General features: G+C 70.6%; 18 protein-coding genes. 12 read left to right on the top strand and 6 right to left on the bottom strand.

Annotation, left to right across the window (positions count from 1 at the left end):
• The first annotated feature begins 36 nt into the window (after window positions 1–36).
• Window positions 37–924, top strand: coding sequence for a hydrogen peroxide-inducible genes activator (locus tag P8627_RS09580; RefSeq protein WP_279963876.1), 888 nt, complete (start codon window positions 37–39; stop codon window positions 922–924).
• Between the two features lie 13 nt (window positions 925–937).
• Here the strand turns inward: P8627_RS09580 and P8627_RS09575 are convergent, their stop codons facing one another.
• The 6 genes from P8627_RS09575 to P8627_RS09550 all read right to left on the bottom strand — a co-directional run bounded on the left by P8627_RS09575 (window position 938) and on the right by P8627_RS09550 (window position 6,452).
• Window positions 938–1,867: an HAD-IIA family hydrolase gene (locus tag P8627_RS09575; RefSeq protein WP_279963875.1), complete on the bottom strand. Its 930-nt coding sequence runs from the start codon at window positions 1,865–1,867 to the stop codon at window positions 938–940.
• The gene (phnE, locus tag P8627_RS09570) at window positions 1,831–2,646 is read right to left on the bottom strand and encodes a phosphonate ABC transporter, permease protein PhnE (RefSeq protein ID WP_279963874.1); all 816 of its coding nucleotides are present in this window, start codon (window positions 2,644–2,646) and stop codon (window positions 1,831–1,833) included. The genes P8627_RS09575 and phnE (P8627_RS09570) overlap by 37 nt, the downstream gene beginning before the upstream one ends.
• Window position 2,647: 1 nt before the next feature.
• Window positions 2,648–3,463 carry a phosphonate ABC transporter, permease protein PhnE gene (phnE, locus tag P8627_RS09565; protein ID WP_279963873.1) on the bottom strand — a complete coding sequence of 272 codons (816 nt, stop codon included), beginning with the start codon at window positions 3,461–3,463 and terminating at the stop codon, window positions 2,648–2,650.
• On the bottom strand, window positions 3,460–4,251 hold the full coding sequence (gene phnC, locus P8627_RS09560) for a phosphonate ABC transporter ATP-binding protein (protein WP_279963872.1): 792 nt from the start codon (window positions 4,249–4,251) through the stop codon (window positions 3,460–3,462). The genes phnE (P8627_RS09565) and phnC overlap by 4 nt, the downstream gene beginning before the upstream one ends.
• 72 nt (window positions 4,252–4,323) lie before the next feature.
• A complete protein-coding gene (phnD, locus tag P8627_RS09555; protein ID WP_279963871.1) occupies window positions 4,324–5,295 on the bottom strand; it encodes a phosphate/phosphite/phosphonate ABC transporter substrate-binding protein in 972 nt (323 codons plus the stop codon).
• 134 nt (window positions 5,296–5,429) lie between these two features.
• A complete protein-coding gene (locus P8627_RS09550) occupies window positions 5,430–6,452 on the bottom strand; it encodes an NAD-dependent epimerase/dehydratase family protein (protein WP_279963870.1) in 1,023 nt (340 codons plus the stop codon).
• A gap of 111 nt (window positions 6,453–6,563) precedes the next feature.
• On the opposite strand from P8627_RS09550, the gene rfbC reads away from it, so the two are divergent.
• From rfbC to P8627_RS09495, 11 genes are all read left to right on the top strand, one after another.
• A complete protein-coding gene (gene rfbC, locus P8627_RS09545; RefSeq protein ID WP_279963869.1) occupies window positions 6,564–7,121 on the top strand; it encodes a dTDP-4-dehydrorhamnose 3,5-epimerase in 558 nt (185 codons plus the stop codon).
• Window positions 7,118–8,158, top strand: coding sequence for a dTDP-glucose 4,6-dehydratase (gene rfbB, locus P8627_RS09540; protein WP_279963868.1), 1,041 nt, complete (start codon window positions 7,118–7,120; stop codon window positions 8,156–8,158). Before rfbC ends, rfbB begins: the two co-directional genes overlap by 4 nt.
• Window positions 8,155–9,003 (top strand): dTDP-4-dehydrorhamnose reductase, encoded by an 849-nt coding sequence (gene rfbD, locus P8627_RS09535; protein WP_279963867.1) that lies wholly within the window; start codon window positions 8,155–8,157, stop codon window positions 9,001–9,003. The genes rfbB and rfbD overlap by 4 nt, the downstream gene beginning before the upstream one ends.
• Window positions 9,000–9,866 (top strand): glucose-1-phosphate thymidylyltransferase RfbA, encoded by an 867-nt coding sequence (rfbA, locus tag P8627_RS09530; RefSeq protein WP_279963866.1) that lies wholly within the window; start codon window positions 9,000–9,002, stop codon window positions 9,864–9,866. Before rfbD ends, rfbA begins: the two co-directional genes overlap by 4 nt.
• Complete coding sequence (locus P8627_RS09525) at window positions 9,863–10,966, top strand: mandelate racemase/muconate lactonizing enzyme family protein (protein ID WP_279963865.1); 1,104 nt, start codon at window positions 9,863–9,865, stop codon at window positions 10,964–10,966. The genes rfbA and P8627_RS09525 overlap by 4 nt, the downstream gene beginning before the upstream one ends.
• A gap of 110 nt (window positions 10,967–11,076) precedes the next feature.
• Complete coding sequence (locus P8627_RS09520) at window positions 11,077–12,117, top strand: C4-dicarboxylate TRAP transporter substrate-binding protein (RefSeq protein WP_279963864.1); 1,041 nt, start codon at window positions 11,077–11,079, stop codon at window positions 12,115–12,117.
• A 55-nt stretch (window positions 12,118–12,172) separates the two neighbouring features.
• Window positions 12,173–12,694 carry a TRAP transporter small permease gene (locus P8627_RS09515; protein WP_279963863.1) on the top strand — a complete coding sequence of 174 codons (522 nt, stop codon included), beginning with the start codon at window positions 12,173–12,175 and terminating at the stop codon, window positions 12,692–12,694.
• Window positions 12,694–14,031, top strand: coding sequence for a TRAP transporter large permease (locus tag P8627_RS09510; RefSeq protein ID WP_279963862.1), 1,338 nt, complete (start codon window positions 12,694–12,696; stop codon window positions 14,029–14,031). The genes P8627_RS09515 and P8627_RS09510 overlap by 1 nt, the downstream gene beginning before the upstream one ends.
• Window positions 14,031–14,828, top strand: a complete 798-nt coding sequence (locus tag P8627_RS09505) for an IclR family transcriptional regulator (RefSeq protein WP_279963861.1) — start codon at window positions 14,031–14,033, stop codon at window positions 14,826–14,828. Before P8627_RS09510 ends, P8627_RS09505 begins: the two co-directional genes overlap by 1 nt.
• Before the next feature lie 18 nt (window positions 14,829–14,846).
• Window positions 14,847–16,907, top strand: a complete 2,061-nt coding sequence (locus P8627_RS09500; protein WP_279963860.1) for a 3-hydroxyacyl-CoA dehydrogenase NAD-binding domain-containing protein — start codon at window positions 14,847–14,849, stop codon at window positions 16,905–16,907.
• Complete coding sequence (locus P8627_RS09495) at window positions 16,904–18,079, top strand: acetyl-CoA C-acyltransferase (protein WP_279963859.1); 1,176 nt, start codon at window positions 16,904–16,906, stop codon at window positions 18,077–18,079. The genes P8627_RS09500 and P8627_RS09495 overlap by 4 nt, the downstream gene beginning before the upstream one ends.
• Window positions 18,080–18,087 lie beyond the last annotated feature (8 nt).

The following is an 18,087-nucleotide window of genomic DNA, read 5'->3' as shown; positions in this document are numbered from 1 at the left end:
AGTTGCATTTTCCAATCCGCTCTATAACCAGAGCCTATGAAGAACCTGACCCTCCGACAGTTCCGCTATTTTGAGGCGCTGGCCCGGCACGGGCATTTCGGCCGCGCGGCCGAGGCCTCGGCGATCTCGCAGCCCGCGCTCTCGGTCCAGATCCGCGAGATGGAGGAGACGCTGGGCGTGGCGCTCTTCGAACGCGGCCCGCGGGGGGTGACGCTGACCGGCGTGGGCCGCGAGGTGGCGGGGCGCGTGCGCGACATCCTGCGGCATGTGGACGAGCTGGGCGACCTCGCGCGCCTGTCCCGCGGCGCGCTCTCGGGGCGGGTGCGGCTGGGCATCATCCCGACGGTCGCGCCCTATCTCCTGCCGCGCCTGACCGAGGCACTCGCCGCCGCCTATCCGGGGCTGGAGCTCGACCTGCGCGAGACGATCACCCCCCGGCTCGTCGAGGCGCTGGAGCAGGGGACGCTCGACGCGGCCATCGTCGCGCTGCCCGTGTCCGAGCCCTCGCTGGCCGAGGCGCCGCTCCTGTCGGAGGCCTTCGTGCTGGTCCGCCCGGCGGCCGAGGCCGACCGCCCGATGCCCGACCCCGCGGCGCTGGCGCGGATGAAGCTGCTGCTTCTGGAAGAGGGCCATTGCTTCCGCGACCAAGCGCTGGAGGTCTGCGCGCTGCGGCCGAACGCGCGGCGCCACGGGCTGGAGGCCGCCTCGCTCTCGACGCTGGTGCAGATGGTCGGCGCGGGGCTCGGCGTCACGCTGATCCCCGAGATGGCCGTCGCGGTCGAGGCGCGTTCCGCCCCCGTCGCCATCGGCCGCTTCCCCGACCCGCCGCCCGCGCGCAGCATCGGGCTGGTCTGGCGCCGGACCTCGCCGCTGGGTCCGCAATTGGCCGAGCTGGCGCGCACCCTGCGCGACGGGCTGGGCTAGCGGCGCGGGGCGGTCAGGTCGTCTCGACCACGAAATCGGGCCGGATGCCGCTGGCCGCGATCGCGCCCGCGACGTCCCGCCCCTTCAGAAGCCCGTGCCCCGTCACCAGCGCCGAGGCCACGCCCGCGACCTGCGCGCCCAGCACGTCGGTGTGCAGCGCGTCGCCGACCATCAGCGCGCGGCGTCCGGGGCGGTGACCCAGCCGGTCGAAGGCGAGGTCGAAGATGTCGGCGAAGGGTTTGCCGTGAAAGCGCGGCGCAACGCCCGTCGCATCGGCCAGCGCGTGGGCCCAGTGCCCGGGCTCGCGCGAGGCGCCGTTCTCGCGCGGCGCAGCGAGATCGGGATTGCCGACCAGCACGGGGCGCGGGCGGTCGCGAAGGGCCCGGACCAGTCGATCCTGCCGCGCCTCGGTCCAGATGGCCGAGCCGATCAGGAGAAACCCCTCGGCCGCCTCGTAATCCGCCGGATCGTCGCCGAGGAACCGCAGGTCCAGCCCCTCCAGATCGGCGCGGCCGAGGTCGGGATTGGCCATGACACCCCAGTGGCGTCCGGCCTCGCCCGTCAGCGCGGCCAGCAGGGCCTTCCGGCTCGTCACCACGTCCTCGGGCGCGAAGCCGAAGCCCAGCCGGTCGTATTTCTCCATGAGCTTCGCATGCGGGAAGCCCGCGGCGTTCGACACGACCAGCACCCGCTTGCCCGCATCGCGCAGCGCGTGGACACGCTCGACAGCGCCGGGGATGGCGCCATCGCCCACATTCAGCACGCCGAAGGCGTCCAGCAGAAAGATGTCGAACCCGTCGGCGATCTCGGACAGGTCGCGCGCGGGCGCGCAGGCGCCGCCCGGCCCGGCCTCGGGCAGGCGCGCGCGCACGGCCTCGTAGCCCGCGAAGATGTCGCCGAAATCGCTCAGATGATCGCGCCCCGGACCTTGGCCGAGACCCATTCCGAGATCACCACCGCGAACAGGATCACCAGAAGGATCAGCGAGACCTGCGGCCAGGCCAGCGTGTTGAGCGAGGCCTGCAGTTGCAGCCCGATTCCGCCCGCGCCGACCAGCCCCAGCACGGTCGATTCCCGGATGTTGATGTCCCAGCGGAACACCGCGATCCCCGCGAAGGCGGGCGCGATCTGCGGGACGATGCCGAAGGCCATGACCTGCCAGCGCGATCCGCCCGTCGCGGTGATCGCCTCGACCTGGCTGCGGTCGATCTCCTCGATGGCCTCGTAGAGCAGCTTGGCGCAGAAGCCGATCGAGCGGATGGCGATGGCGCAGATCCCCGCGAAGACGCCCGGCCCGATGATCGCGATCAGCAGAAGCGCCCAGATCAGCGAGTTGATCGAGCGCGTCGCCACGATGATCAGGAGCGCCAGGGGCCGCACGAAGACGCGCGAGGGGGTGGTGTTGCTGGCCGCCAGGAAGGCCACCGGAACCGCCATGACCAGCGCGGCCATGGTGCCCAGCGTGGCGATGTTGATCGTGTCCCAGATCGGCAGCCAGAGGCTGTCCATGTAGGACCAGCGCGGCGGCGTGGCGCGGGTGAAGATGTCGGACGCGATGCGCGGCGCGTCCCAGACGAAGAACCAGGTCGTCGATTCCGAGATCCGGACCCAGCACCACAGGAAGGCGGCGAGGCCCAGCAGCCATCCGAACCAGCGGACCATGGATTGGCCCGTCGTGCGCTTGCGCCAGGCGGGGCCGGCCGTCGTTTCGATCACCGGCATGTCACTGCACCCGCGCACGGACGATGCCGCTGAGATATTCGAGCGCCATCACGATGCCGATGATGATCAGCAGGATGGCCGCCGCCGTGTCGTATTCGTACCGATCGAAGGCGGTGTTCAGCGTCGCGCCGATCCCGCCCGCGCCGACGAGGCCGAGGATCGCGCTCTCGCGGAAATTGATGTCGATCCGGTACATCGACAGGCCGATGAGCCGGGGGATGACCTGCGGCTGGATGCCGTAGGTGATCCATTGCGACCAGCGCGCTCCGGTCGCGCGGACCGCCTCGGCCTGGCTGCGATCCATCGACTCGATATCCTCGGCCAGCAGCTTCGACAAAAAGCCGATGGTCGCGAAGCTGAGCGTCAGGAAGCCCGCCAGCGGCCCGAAGCCGAAGATCGCGACCAGCAGGATCGCCACGATGATCTCCTGCAGGGCGCGGCTGACGGCGATGATGCCGCGGCAGATCATGTAGACCGGCAGCGGCGCGATGTTGCGCGCGGCCCCCAGCGCGATCGGGATCGAGATCAGGATGCCCACCACCGAGGACGCCACCGTCATCACGATGGATTCCAGCATGCCGCTCCAGATGTCGGAGGCGCGCGAGGTGAAATCGGGCGAGGTGAAGGCCAGCACGAAGGCCCAGCCTCGGTCCAGACCATCATAGACCCGGCCCCAGTCGACCTCGACCGAGGCGATGGCCAGCACGAGATAGACCAGGAGCCCGAGCCCCAGCACCCAGCGCAGCCAGGCGCGCTGGACCAAAGGCGGCTTGCGCCAGCGGGTGCCCAGCATGTCGTCGAGTTCGCGATGGCTCATTCCGCGGCCTCCACCGGCGCCTCGTCGTCCTTCTTGATCGTCGCTTCCCAGTCTTCCTCGCCGTAGATCTCGGTCAGCTTGTCGGGGCTGAGCCCGTCGGGCGGGCCGTCATAGACGATCTCGCCGAAGCGCAGGCCGATGACGCGCTGCACGAAGCGCTGCGCCAACGCGACGTCGTGGATGTTGATGATCGCGGCCAGCCCCCGCTCCTCGCAGAGCTCGCAGATCAGCCGCATGATCTGGCGGCTGGTCTTGGGGTCGAGCGAGGCGGTCGGCTCGTCGACCAGCAGAAGCTTGGGGTCCTGGATCAGCGCGCGGCAGATGCCCACGCGCTGGCGCTGCCCGCCCGATAGCTCGTCGGCACGCTTGTCGGCCATGTGCAGAAGGCCCACGCGGTCGAGAAGGCGGAACGCCTCGTCCACGTCCTTCTGCGGGAAGCGGCGGGCGAGCGAGCGCCAGAAGCCGACATAGCCCAGCCGGCCCGACAGCACGTTCTCCATCACCGTCAGGCGCTCGACCAGGGCGTATTCCTGGAAGATCATGCCCATCCGGCGGCGTTCGCGGCGCAGCGCGCCCTGGCCCAGGCCCGTCAGCTCGGTCTCGGCCAGCCAGACCTTGCCCGAGGACGGCTCGACCAGCCGGTTGATGCAGCGGATCAGGGTCGATTTGCCCGCGCCCGAGGGCCCGATCAGCGCCAGCACCTGCCCCGAGGGCACCTCGAGATCTACGGCCTTCAGCGCCTGGTCGCCCGTCTTGTAGGTCTTCACCAGCTTCTCGAGCCGCAGCATGGTCCGTCTCCCCCCGGATGTCTCGCGCGGCGACCCATGGCCGCCGCGCGCGCTGTCGTCAATCGCGCGCGATCACTCGCAGGCGTAGCTGACGCCGTTGGCGGCGTCGATCTTGCGGATGACGTCCCAGAACTCCTGGTAGGTCATCTCGAGGAACTGCGCCTCGCCGTTCTTGGAGAATTCCTCCTCCAGCGACGTGCCCTCCCACTCGAAGCTGAAGAAGGCGTCGCGGATCGACTGCTGCAGCTCGGGCGTCAGGTTGTAGACCGTGCCGTATCCCGTCGTCGGGAAGGTCTGCGAGGTGTAGATCACCTTGAGCTGGTCCTCGGTGACCACGCCACGCTCCAGCATCCGCTCCTTGACCGAGTTGGCGATGGCGGCGGCCGGGTAGTCCTGGTTGGCGACGCCCAGGATCGAGTTGTCGTGCTTGCCCGAAAAGACCGGCTCGAAATCGGCGCCCGCTTCCATGTCGAAATCCGACTTCAGGATCGCCGAGGGCGCCTTGAAGCCCGAATTCGAGGTCTCGGAGGTGAAGGCCAGCTGGCCGCCCTTGATGTCCTCGACGGCGTCGATCCCGCTCTCCGGATGGGTGATGATCTCCATCTCGTAGCCGAAAGAGCCGTCCTCGCCCGCCATGATAGTGAAGGGCCGGAAGCCCGCGCAATTGACCGCCAGCGGGTTCGAGCCGGTGTTGAAGCCCGCGATATGCAGGCGGCCCGAGCGCATCGCCTCGATCTGCGCGGCGTTGTTCTGGACGGGGAAGAACTCGACGTTCTTGCCGGTCTGCTCCTCCAGATAGGCCAGGAAATCGGCCCACGCGGTCGCGTAGACGGCGGGGTCCTCGACCGGGGTGTAGGCGAAGATCAGCGTGTCCGGGTCGATCTGGTCGGCCGGATCCGCGGGCACGTCGGCGATCAGGTCGCCATCGGTGTCGCAATAGCGGTCGTCCAGATCGCCGCGCGGGCAGTCCTGCGCCATGGCGGGCGCTGCGGCGAAGGCGATCGCGCCCAGCGCGACGGCGCCCAGAAGTCGGGTCTTGGTCATCTCTCTCTCCCTGTTCTGCGGGCCCGTCTTCGGCGGACCCGCGGTTTCCGCGCCGCCCCTCTGAGGCAACTGGATGACAGGACCATGACGGCCCGCGCGAAAATCGTCCAGTTCCCGTTGCCCTCTCGGGCCGGTCAGGCGCCGTGATAATCGCGGAACCAGTCCACGAAGCGGTCGATGCCGGTCTGCAGCGGCGTGACCTGGCGGGGCCCGATCAGCGCGTCCTGCAGGGTCGTGTCCGCCCAGGTCGCAGGCACGTCGCCGGGCTGCATCGGATGCATCTCGCGAAGCGCCGCGCGGCCCGCGGCCCGTTCGATCGACGCGACGAACTCGGCCAGCTCGGTCGGGCGGCCGGTGCCGATATTGACGATCCGGTGCGGCGCGACCGGGCTCAGGCTGTCGAAATCGCCCGCCGGCGCGTCGCCGGGCGGCACGTCGATCAGCGCGACCAGCCGCTCGACGAGGTCCCCCACGAAGGTAAAGTCCCGCCGCATGTCACCGCCGTTGAACAGCTTGATCGGCCGCCCCTCGAAGATCGCCGAGGTGAAGAGCGACGGCGCCATGTCGGGCCGGCCCCAGGGTCCGTAGACGGTGAAGAACCGGAACATGGTCGTGGGCAGACCGTAGAGATGGGCGTAGCTGTGCGCCATCGCCTCGGTGGCCTTCTTGGTCGCGGCGTAGAAGGACATCTGGTGATCGGCGCGGTCGATCTCGCGGTAGGGCATAGCCGTGTTCGCGCCGTAGACCGAGGAGGTCGAGGCCAGCAGCAGATGCGCCGGCGGTCGATGGCGCGCCGCCTCCAGCAGCGCAAATGTCCCGCGCAGATTGGCATCGACGTAATCGCCCGGCGCCTCGATCGAGTGCCGGACCCCGGCCTGCGCAGCGAGATGGATGACGGCGTCGAAGGGCCCGGCCCCCCAGGCCCGCGCGAAGGCGTCCGGATCCTCCAGCCGCCCCTCGACCCAGGCGAAGCCGTCCCGCGGCTCCAGCCGCGCGTTGCGCGCGCGCTTGAGCGCGGGGTCGTAGTAATCGCTCATCGCGTCGAGCCCGGTCACCCGCCAGCCATCGTCAAGCAGACGCGCGGCGACGTGATGCCCGATGAACCCGGCCGAGCCGGTGACGAGAGCGTGACGCGGCGCGGTTCGGGTTTCGGCCATGATGCCGTCATGCCCGCCCGCCCCGCGACCTGTCAAACGCCGCGACGCGGTTATGGAAAGCCTAAGCGCGAGCGGCTAGTCATGGGGCCGGAGCCGCAACGCCGAGGGATCATGCACGTCGAGGACACCGCCCTGCCGGGCGTGAAGCTGCTGATCCCGGTCCGTCACGGCGACGCCCGCGGCTTCTTTTCGGAGACCTGGAACCGCGACCGCTTCGCCGCCGCCGGCATCACCGCCGAGTTCGCGCAGGACAACCACTCGCTCTCGGCGCAGGCCGACACGGTGCGCGGGCTGCATTTCCAGGCCCCGCCGCGGGCGCAGGGCAAGCTCGTGCGCTGCGGGCGCGGCGCGCTGTTCGACGTCGCCGTCGATATTCGCCGCGGCTCGCCCTACTATGGCCAGTGGGTCGGCTACGAGCTGAGCTTCGACAATGGCCGCATGCTCTGGATCCCCCCGGGCTTCGCCCACGGCTTCGCGACGCGCGAACCTGGGACCGAGATCGTCTACAAATGCACCGACACCTATTCGCCCGCGCATGACGGCGCGCTGGGCTGGGACAGCTGCGGCATCGACTGGGGCCTGACCGGCGACCCGATCCTGTCCGACAAGGACCGCGCCGCCCCGCCGCTCGCCGATTTCGACAGCCCCTTCACCTGGGACGCGCCATGAAGATCCTCGTCACCGGCGGTTGCGGCTTCATCGGCTCGGCCGTGGTACGCGCCGCGATCCCGGCGGGCCACGCCGTCGTCAATCTCGACGCGATGACCTATGCCGCCGACCCCCGCAACGTGGCCCAAGTGGCCGAACATCCCGCCTACGCGTTCGAGCGGGCGGATATCCGCGATCGCCCGGCGCTCGACCGGGTCTTCGCCCGGCACGCGCCCGATGCCGTCCTGCATCTCGCGGCCGAAAGCCATGTCGATCGTTCGATCGACGGCCCGGCCGATTTCGTCGAAACCAACGTGACCGGCACCTTCAACCTGCTGGAATCCGCGCGCGCTTTCTGGATCGCACAAGGCCGGCCTGCGGGCTTCCGCTTCCACCACGTCTCCACCGACGAGGTCTTCGGCTCGCTCGGACCGACCGGCCAGTTCACCGAGGACACGCCCTACGACCCGCGCAGCCCCTATTCGGCGTCGAAGGCGGCCTCGGACCACCTCGTCCGCGCCTGGCACGAGACCTACAGCCTGCCGGTGTTGCTGACCAATTGCTCCAACAATTACGGGCCCTATCACTTCCCCGAGAAGCTGATTCCCGTGGTGATCCTGAACGCGCTGCACGGCCGGCCGATCCCGGTCTACGGGGAAGGCGCCAACGTGCGCGACTGGCTCTTCGTCGAGGATCACGCCGACGCGCTGCTGACCGTGCTGGCGCGCGGGACGGTGGGGCGCAGCTACAATATCGGCGGCGAGAACGAGGCCCGGAACATCGACCTCGTCCGCGCGATCTGCGCGATCCTCGACCGGCTGCGCCCCGACGGCGCGCCGCATGACCGGCTGATCCGCTTCGTGGCCGACCGCCCGGGCCACGACGCCCGCTACGCCATCGACCCGACCCGCATCCGCGCCGAGCTGGGCTGGCGGCCCTCGGTCACGCTGGAGGCGGGGCTGGAGCGGACCGTGCACTGGTATCTCGACCGCGAGGATTGGTGGCGCCCGCTGATGGACCGGCAGGGCGTGGGCCAGCGCCTAGGGACCGGGGGATGATCCTCGTCATCGGACGAACCGGGCAACTGGCCACCGAGCTGGGGCGCCGTCCGGGCACGCGCTGCCTCGGCCGGACGGAGGCCGATCTGACCGATCCCGAGGGCTGCGCCGACGCCATCCGCCGCGCCGCGCCCGCGGCCGTGATCAACGCCGCCGCCTGGACCGCCGTCGACGCCGCGGAGGAGGACGAATTCGGCGCGCATCTGGCCAATGCCCGCGCCCCCGCCGCCATGGCCCGGGCCTGCGCCGGGCTGGGCATCCCCTTCGTCCAGGTCTCGACCGATTACGTCTTCGCCGGTTCGGGCGACGCGCCGCACGCGCCCGACGCGTCGACGGCCCCGCTCTCGGCCTATGGGCGCACAAAACTCGCGGGCGAGGCGGCGGTGCGCGCCGCGGGCGGGCCGCATGCCGTCCTGCGCACCTCCTGGGTGGTCAGCGCGCATGGCTCGAACTTCGTGAAGACCATGCTGCGGCTGGGCCGCGACCGGGGCAGTCTTCGCATCGTGGCCGACCAGGTGGGCGGGCCGACCCCGGCACGCGACCTCGCCGCCGCCTGCGCCACCATCGCGCAGGCCCTGGTGGACGCGCCGGATCAATCTGGCACCTATCACTACGCCGGCGCGCCCGACATCAGCTGGGCGGGCTTCGCGCGCGCCATCTTCGAGACGGCCGGCCTCGCCTGTACCGTCACCGACATCCCGACCGCCGACTACCCGACGCCCGCGCCCCGGCCGCTCAACTCGCGCCTCGACTGCCGCACGATCGAGGCCGCCTTCGGCCTGGCGCGACCCGACTGGCGCGCGGGCCTGCGCGACATCCTGCACGACCTCGGAGAGATTCCATGACACGCAAGGGCATCATCCTCGCCGGCGGGTCGGGCACGCGGCTCTACCCGATCACCATGGGGCTCTCGAAACAGCTCCTGCCGATCTACGACAAGCCGATGATCTACTACCCGCTCTCGGTGCTGATGCTGGCCGGCATCCGCGAGATCGCGATCATCACCACGCCGCAGGATCGCGACCAGTTCCGCCGCACACTGGGCGACGGGGCCCAATGGGGCCTGCGGCTCGACTATGTCGAACAGCCCAGCCCCGACGGGCTGGCGCAGGCCTATCTGCTGGCCGAGGAATTCCTCGACGGCGCGCCCTCGGCTATGGTGCTGGGCGACAACATCTTCTTCGGCCACGGCCTGCCCGACCTGATGGCCGATGTCGGCCCCGAGGGCGGGACGGTCTTCGGCTATCACGTGGCCGATCCCCAGCGTTACGGCGTGCTGGAGTTCGACCCCGAGGGCGGCGTCCGCGGCATCGTCGAGAAGCCGGCCGTCGCGCCCTCGAACTACGCGGTGACGGGGCTCTATTTCCTCGACGGCACAGCGCCCGAACGCGCGCGCGCCGTCACGCCGTCCGACCGGGGCGAGCTGGAGATCACGGCGCTTCTGGAAAGCTACCTGCGCGACGGCGCGCTGTCGGTGCGGACCATGGGTCGGGGCTACGCCTGGCTCGACACCGGCACGCACGGCTCGCTTCTCGATGCGGGCAATTTCGTGCGCACGCTGGAGGAGCGGCAGGGCCTGCAGGCCGGGAGCCCCGACGAGATCGCGTTCCAGCAGGGCTGGATCGACGCCGATGCGCTGCGCCAGCGGGCGGCGATGTTCGGCAAGAACGCCTATGGCGACTACCTGACGGGGCTCTTGCGCGAATGACGCCGCTGCGGATCGCGCGGGTCGAGGGCTTCGCCTTCCGCCAGCCGCTGACCGACCCGGTCGCGACCTCCTTCGGGATCATGCGCGACCGGCCCGCCGTCTTCGTCCGGATCGAGGATGCCGAGGGCGGCTTCGGCTGGGGCGAGGTCTTCGCCAACTGGCCCGCCGCGGGCGCCGAGCATCGCGTGCGCCTGCTGGTGCAGGACGTGGCCCCGTTGCTGATTAGGCAGGCCTTCGACGACCCGCCCGCGCTGTTCCGCCATCTGGACGCGGCCACGCGCATCCGTGCCCTGCAATGCGGCGAACCGGGGCCGTTCGCGCAAGTCGTCGCCGGGCTGGACATCGCCGCCTGGGATCTCGCGGCGCGGCGGCGGGGCCTGCCCCTCGCGCGCATGCTGGGGGCCACGCGCGACGCGATACCTTGCTATGCCAGCGGCATCCCGATCGCCCGGGCGGGCGCGATGGTCGCCGCCGCCCGCGCCGCGGGCTTCCCGGCGGCCAAGGTGAAGGTCGGATTCGGTCCGGGCGAAGCGGCGCAGGTCAATCGCCTGTTGGCCGAGGCCAGGATCGCGATCATGGCCGATGCGAACCAGGCCTGGGAGGCGGATGCGGCGGCGGATTTCCTCGACGCGGTGGACGGGCTCGCCTGGCTGGAGGAGCCGGTGATCGCCACCGCGCCGGACGCGGTCTGGGCCCGGCTCGCCCGCCGCGGCACGCCGCTCGCGGGCGGCGAGAACCTCGCGGGCGCGCAGTTCGACGCGGCCATCGCCGCCGGGCATCTCTCCGTGATCCAGCCCGACGTCGCGAAATGGGGCGGCATCACCGGCTGCCGCGCGGTGGGGCGCGCGGCGGTGGCCGCCGGCCGGCGCTACTGCCCGCATTTCCTCGGCGGCGGGATCGGGCTGGCCGCTTCGGCGCATCTGCTGGCCGCGGTGGGCGGCGACGGCCTCTTGGAGGTCGACGTGAACCCGAACGCGCTACGCGACGCCTTCGGGGGCGATTACGCCGGACGCTGGACCGTCCCCGACACCCCCGGCCTCGGCATCGCGACGCTGCCCGAGGCGCTGGCGCCCTTCCTGACCCTGCACGAATCCGCCTGAGGCGCCCCCCCGCGCCGGCGCGGTTGCGCCGTGCGGCGGGCTTCTCTACCGTCACGTTTGTGAAACGCTGTTCCGCATAGTGAAATTGCGGATCTCTGGGAGGAGACATCATGAAATTGCTGACCACCACCGCGGCCGCGCTGTGCCTCGCCGCCTCCGCCGCCTTCGCGCAGACCACGCTGATCCTGGGCGAGGCCGGCCCGAACCGCGGCGCCCGCGCCGCCGCGCTGCAAAGCTTCGTGGACGATCTCGAGGCGCGCACCGACGGCGCGGTTCAGGTGGACGTGCAATGGGGCGGCGCGCTCTTCAAGGCGAACGCGGCCGCGGGCTCGATCGCCGACGGCGTGGCCGATCTGGGCACCGTCATCGGCGTCTACTTCCCGCAGGAGATGATCGGCTACGGCATCGCCGACCTGCCGCTGCGCAACGCCGATGCCTGGGTCGGGATGCGCGCCACCGACGCGCTGATGCGGGCCTCCGAGGCCATCGAGCAGCAGCTGGCCGACCAGAACCTCGTCTATATCGGCACCTTCACCACCTCGGCGGTGAATATCGGCTGCAAGGACGCGGCCATCCGGTCGGTCGACGACATCGAGGGCCTGAAGGTCCGCGGCGTCGGCGCCTATGGCGACACGTTCAAGGATTTCGGCGCCAACATGGTCGCGATGTCGATCTACGACGCCTATCAGGGTCTCGACACCGGGCTTCTGGATTGCAGCCAGGGCTACAGCTACGCCATCGCCGCGCTCAAGCAGCAGGAGGTGATCGACAGCTACACCCTGCTCGATTGGGGCCAGGTCGGCGCGCTGGGCATCTTCATGAACAAGGACATGCATGACAGCCTCGACCCGGCGGTGCAGGCGGCGCTGGCCGAGGCGGGCATCGCCATGGCCGACACGCTGGGCGAGCTCATCACCGCCGACAACGCGAAGGCGATCGAGACGATGCGCGAGGCGGGCGTCGAGATCATCGAGCTGGACGCCGCCGAGCGCGACAAGCTGGTCGCCCAGGGCACCCGCTACGTCGCCCAATGGGTCGAGCGCGCGAACCAGTCGGGCCTGAACGGCGAGACGCTCCTGGCCGAGTACGAGACGCTGCTCACCCAGTTCGCGGACGAGCGCGACGCGCAGGGCTACCCCTGGGAGCGCTGAGCCTCTCCGGGCGCGCCCGATCCCGGGCGCGCCCCACCCTCCCCGCGAGAGAGACATGCTGCATCGCATCGAACGCCTTCTGCTGGACCTGTCGGTCCTGGCCATCCTGGGCCTGGGCCTTCTGATCACGACCTCCGTGGTGATGCGCGCCACGATGGGCGGGGCGATCCCCGACACCATCGTCATCGTGCGCGAGCTGATGGTCGCCGCCATCGTCCTGCCGCTGGCCGCCGCGACCACTGCGCGCGCCCATATCGTGGTCGAGTTCCTGTCCAAGCGGATGCCGCGCCGTGTCCAGGACTGGCTGATCGTGGCCGGCAGCCTCGCCGGCTGCGCCGCGCTCTCGCCGCTGATCTATGCCGGCTGGCGCGAGGCGACCGAGACGCTGGCCTCGGGCACCTTCTTCTTCGGCGAGCTGGCGCTGCCGAAATGGCCGGGCCGGGTGATCTTCCTGATCGGCATGTGCTTTTGCTGGATCCGCCTTCTGCTGATGGCCGTGGCCGATATCCGCACGATCCGCGCCGGCGGGCATCTGGACCCCGCCGCGACCGCCGAAGACCTGATGGAGACGCCGTGATGGACGGCAGCACCGTCGGCCTCGTCGCCTTCGCTTCGGTCATCGGCCTTCTGGCGATCCGCGTGCCGATCGCCTTCGCGCTGGCGGGCGTCGCCACGGTGGGCAGCTTCGTGATGTTCGCCTTCCGCACCGGCGAGTTCATGCCCTGGCGCGCGGTCCGGCCCACCACCTCGATGGTGTTCTCCAACAGCTTCGACCTAATCCATTCCTATGACCTGTCGATGATCCCGCTCTTTGTGGCTTTGGGCCACATCGCCTACCGCGCGGACATCACGACCAAGATCTACCACGCCGCCCGCGTCTGGCTGGCCCGCCTGCCCGGCGGCGTCGCCATGGCCTCGGTCGTGGGCTGCGGCGGCTTCTCGGCGATCACCGGATCGTCGATCGCCTGCGCGTCGACCATGGGCCGCATCTGCTCGCCCGAGATGCTGCGCATGGGCTACGACACGCGGCTGGCCACGGCCTCGGTCGCGGCGGGCGGGACGCTGGGCTCGCTCATTCCGCCCTCGGTCCTGTTCATCATCTACGGCATCTTCACCGAGACCTCGATCTCGGCGCTCTTCCTCGCGGGCATCCTGCCCGGCCTTCTGTCGCTGGCGGGCTTCATCCTGGTGATCTGGATCTGGGTCCATCGCGACCCGTCCGCGGCCCCGATCCCCGAGGGGACGACGACGATGGGCGAACGCGGCCGCGCCGCGCTGGACGCCTGGCCCGCCGTCGCGCTCTTCGCGATCATCGTGGGCGGCATTTACGGCGGCATCTTCACCGCGACCGAGGCGGCGGCGATCTGCGTCACCGCGGCCGTGCTGATCGGCTTCGCCCAGCGCACGTTGACCTTCCGCGCGCTCTGGGACGCGCTGCGCGAAACGGCGATCCAGACCGCGTCGATCTTCCTGATCGCCGCGGCGGCCAAGATCTTCGTGGCCTTCATCGCGCTGACCGGTGTGGCCCCCGACATCGTCGGCGTGGTGACCGAGGCGGCGCTCTCCCCGGTCGTGCTGCTGATCGCCATCGCCGCGATCTACCTGGCACTCGGCATGTTCCTCGATCCAATCGGCATCATGGTCCTGACGCTGCCGCTGATGATCCCGCTGGTGGAAGGCTACGGCTTCGACCTGATCTGGTTCGGGGTGGTGGTGATCAAGCTACTCGAGATCGGGCTGATCACCCCGCCCGTGGGCCTGAACGTCTTCGTCATCGCCAGTGTCGTGGGCCGCGAGGTCGGGATCGACCGCATCTTCGCGGGCATCCTGCGCTTCCTGACCATCGACGTGTTGGTGCTGATCCTGATCATGACCTTCCCCATCATCTCGCTTCTCATCCCGGGGAGCATGTGATGGAGGACCGCCGCTTCGCCACCACGCTCGCCCGCGGCCTGTCGGTCCTGCGCGCCTTCCGCGCGGGCGAAGACGGGTTGGGCAATGCCGAGATCGCCGAACGGACGGGCCTTCCGAAATCCACGGTCTCGCGGCTGACCTTCACGCTGCAAAGCCTGGGCTACTTGACCCATGCGCGGCGCCACGATCTCTATCGGCCGGGGCCCGCGCTGCTGGTTCTGGGCAACCTCGCCGCCGCCTCGATCGGCTTCGTCGAGATGGCCGGCCCGCTGATGCAGCGGCTGGCGGACGAGACGGGGACGATGTCGATGCTCCTGGTGCGCGATGGCGGCCGGATGCTGATCGTGCGCACCTGGCGGCCGAACGGCATCGCCTCGCTCTGGCTGGAGGTCGGGGCGCGGCCGCCGCTCAACGGCTCCTCCTCAGGCCACGCGCTTCTGGGCGCACTGGGGGCGGATGGCTTCGACGCGGTCGTCGCGGATGCCGGGGGCGAACGCGGCCTCACGCCGGAGCGCGCCGCCGCCGTCCGCCGCGACGCGGGCGACCAGCTTCTGACGCGCGGCTTCGTCATCGCCGATCCGGCGGAATATTTCGCCCCCAACATCCACGCCGTCGCCTGCCCCTATCACCCGCGCGAGCTGGGCGAGCCCGTGGTCTTCACCTGCGGCGCCCTGCCCGAGATGCTGCCCGTCGACGCGATGGAAACCCGCGTCGGCCCGGCCCTGCGCGACGCCGTCCGCGAGCTGGAGCGCATGATGGGCCAGGCGCCGGCCCCCGTCGCCGCGCGCGGCGTCTGAGACGAGAGAGGAGCCGAGATGCCCGAGGTGCATTACGAGACGCAAGACGGCATCGCCGTCATCACCGTCGAGAACCCGCCCGTGAACGCGCTGGGCCAGGCCGTGCGCGCGGGGCTCGCGGAGGCCTTCGACCGGTTCGCCGCGGACGGTGCGGCGCAGGTCGCGGTCCTGATGGGCGCCGGCCGGCTGTTTCTCGGCGGTGCGGACATCACCGAATTCGGCAAGGCGCCCCTGGCGCCGTCCCTGCCCGATGTGATCGCCGGGATCGAGGCCAGCCCGAAGCCCGTCCTTGCCGCCATCCACGGCGCGGCGCTGGGCGGCGGGCTGGAGGTCGCGCTGGGCTGCCACTGGCGCATCGCCGCGCCGGGCACCCGGCTGGGCCTGCCCGAGGTGAGCCTCGGCATCCTGCCCGGCGCGGGCGGCACCCAGCGCACGCCCCGCCTGATCGGGCTGGAGGCGGCGGGCCGGATGATCGCCAGCGGCAAGCCCATCCGCGCCGAGGAGGCCGTCGAGAGCGGCCTGATCGACCGGCTGGCCGGGGGTGATCTCCGCGCCGCCGCGCTGGCCTTCGCCGCCGAGCTGAAGGGCGAGGCCCCGCGCCGCACCCGCGACCTGCCCGCCCCGCAGGGCGACCTGTCCGACCTGCGCGCGGCGACCGCGGCGAAGACCCCGGGCCAGATCGCGCCGGTGACCGCGCTCGACGCCGTCATGGCGTCCACGCGACTGCCCTTCGACGACGGCATCGCCGAGGAACGCCGCCTGTTCCGGCACCTCCTCGACACGCCCCAGCGCGCCGGGCTGATCCACGCCTTCTTCACCGATCGCGCGGTCGCCAAGGTGCCCGGCCTCGATGCCGCGCCGCGCGCGATCGACCATGTCGGCGTCGTCGGCGGGGGCACGATGGGCGCGGGCATCGCCACGGCCTGCCTGCTGGCGGGGCTGCGCGTCACGCTGGTCGAACGGAACGCCGAGGGGCTGGACCGCGCCCGCGCGACCATCGACGGCAATCTCGACACCGCGGTGCAGCGCGGCAAGCTCACCGCCGACAAACGCGCGGGCCTCGCCCCAGCCTTCGCCACGGAAATGGACGCCCTCGCGGAGGCCGACATCGCCATCGAGGCCGTCTTCGAGGCGATGGACGTCAAGCGCGAGGTCTTCGCCACGCTCGACCGCGTCTGCAAGCCGGGCGCCGTGCTGGCCACCAACACCTCCTATCTCGACGTGAACGAAATCGCCGTCGCCACGGACCGACCAGCAGACGTGGTGGGCCTGCATTTCTTCTCGCCCGCCCATGTCATGAAGCTGCTGGAGGTCGTCGTCACCGACGCCACGGCGCCCGATGTCACCGCGACCGGCTTCGCCCTGGCCAAGCGGCTGGGCAAGATCGCGGTGCGCGCGGGCGTCTGCGACGGGTTCATCGGCAACCGGATCCTGTCGGCCTATCGCGCCGCCGCCGACCGCATGGTGCTGGACGGCGCCTCGCCCTACGCGATCGACGCCGCCATCCGCGATTTCGGATTCCCGATGGGCCCCTACCAGGTCTCGGACCTGGCGGGGCTCGATATCGGCTTCATGACGCGCGAGCGGCTGAAGGCCGAGGGCGCGCCGCAGGGCCGCCGCGCCACCTTCGCCGACGCGCTCTACCATGCCGGGCGGCTGGGCCGGAAAACCGGCAAGGGCTACTACAATTATACCGCGGACAAGCGGGGGGCCGAGGATCCGGAGGTCGAGCGCATCGTCGCGGAAAGCCGCACGGGCCCCGCGCGCGCGCTCGACGCCGACGAGATCACCCGCCGTTACATGGCCGCGATGGTCAACGAGGCCGCCCGCGTCGTGGCCGAGGGCATCGCCGCCCGCCCGCTCGACGTCGATGCCGTCCTGCTGCACGGCTACGGCTTCCCACGCTGGAAGGGGGGCCCGATGCACTGGGCCGACGCGCAGGGGCTGGATACGATCCTCGCCGATATCGAACGCTTCGCCGCGGAGGAGCCCGACTTCTGGCAGCCCGCCCCGCTCCTGCGCGACCTCGCGCGGGAAGGCGGTGCCTTCGCCGATCTGAACCGAAAGGACACCGCATGACCGACGCCGTCATCGTTTCGACCGCCCGCACCGCCATCGGAAAGGCCGGGCGCGGCACGTTCAACGACACGCATGGCGCCGTCATGGGCGGGCATGTCGCGAAGGAAGCCGTCGCCCGCGCCGGGATCGAGCCCGAGCTGCTGGAGGATTCGATCTGGGGCTGCGGCTATCCGGAATACGTCACCGGCGGGAACATCGCCCGTCAGGTCGTGATCCGCGCGGGCCTGCCCGACAGCGTGGCGGGCACCACCGTCAACCGCTTCTGCGCCTCCGGGCTGCAGGCCATCGCGATGGGCGGGCACATGATCGCGCAGGAAGGTGCCAAGGCGGTGCTGGTCGGCGGGCTGGAAAGCATCAGCCTGGTCCAGCCGCCCGCGCGCCATTCGCGCGAGGCCTTCCTGGAGCAGACGCGCCCCGATCTCTACCTGCCGATGATCGAGACCGCCGACATCGTCGCCGCCCGCTACGGCATCAGCCGCGAGGCGCAGGACGAACTGGGCCTGCAGAGCCAGCAGCGCACCGCCGCCGCGCAGGCGGCCGGGCGCTTCGACGCCGAAATCGTGCCGATCACCGTCACGATGAAGGTCAAGGACAAGGAAACGGGCGAGGTCTCCGCGCGCGAGCACACCATCGCGCAGGACGAATGCAACCGCCCCTCGACCACGCTGGAGGGGCTCCAGAAGCTGGAGCCGGTGCGCGGCGCGGACCAGTTCATCACCGCCGGCAACGCGTCCCAGCTCTCCGACGGGGCCTCCGCCCTCGTGATGATGGCCGCGGACGAGGCCGAGCGGCGCAACCTCGAGCCGCTGGGCCGGTTCCGGGGCTTCGCCGTCGCGGGCTGCCATCCCGACGAGATGGGCATCGGCCCGGTCTTCGCCGTGCCCCGCCTGCTGGAGCGGCACGGCCTGAGCGTGGGCGATATCGACCTGTGGGAGCTGAACGAGGCCTTCGCCAGCCAGCTCCTCTATTGCCGCGACAAGCTGCGCATCGACAACGAGATCCTGAATGTCGACGGTGGCTCGATCGCCGTGGGCCATCCCTTCGGCATGACCGGCGCGCGCATGACGGGCCACCTCCTGATCGAGGGCAAGCGCCGCGGCGCGAAGCTGGGCGTCGTCACCATGTGCATCGGCGGCGGCCAGGGTGCCGCCGGCCTGTTCGAAATCTTCTGAGAAAGGGG

It is taken from the genome of Jannaschia sp. GRR-S6-38 (assembly GCF_029853695.1).
Classification (GTDB): domain Bacteria; phylum Pseudomonadota; class Alphaproteobacteria; order Rhodobacterales; family Rhodobacteraceae; genus Jannaschia; species Jannaschia ovalis.
Note: the sequence above shows the minus strand (reverse complement) of the source record. Positions and strands in the feature narration are given on the sequence as shown.